This window comes from Stenotrophomonas sp. P5_B8 (genome assembly GCF_054049855.1).
Window position 1 is genome coordinate 1 of the sequence record NZ_JBFULO010000885.1, and the last position, 539, is coordinate 539.

General features: G+C 60.9%; 1 protein-coding gene. It reads right to left on the reverse strand.

Annotation, left to right across the window (positions count from 1 at the left end; translation table 11 throughout):
• Window positions 1-314 precede the first annotated feature (314 nt).
• The coding region (locus ACXJKH_RS22000; RefSeq protein WP_457322567.1) for a hypothetical protein at window positions 315-539 on the reverse strand (225 nt) is incomplete at its 5' end.

Here is a 539-nt window from a genome sequence, read left to right on the forward strand (position 1 = left end):
GTGGGGGGGTGATTGCAACCATACGCCCGAGAGGTCACGTTCGGGAAGGGGCCCCCCGGAAGAGCGCTCAGTCCGCACGTCTAAATTGAAACCGTTCCTGCTGTCCGTCGAGTGAATGGGGCGCAGCGCTCGTTCCTGGCATGCTACTCCGCATCTTCCCAGCACCTAGAGGGTCGCTGTCGACTGATCTCATCGCGGCGTTGACACCTCCGGGGCTTGGCTTACTCCAAGTGCTAGCAGGGCCGCGGCATCTGATGCTCGCTGGATTAGAGGCAATCCCCTAGCCAACGAGGCATCTCTTTGGCTCTCGTGCCCTAAAAGACAAAGACGACCATCTTCTCGGCAGGCGCGCCGGGCGGGGCAGGCACCGAGCTCAGCAAGCGCTCAAACTCTGCAGTGTCCGAGTGGTGGAGCACCAACGGATGGTAGTCGGTGCAACTTGCGGACGGCACTCGGCCTGATGTATCCAGATGGCAGCTGTTGACGATTGTGATGCTTATCCGCAGCTCTTCCTCATGGGCCTGCGCATGCAACGCAGC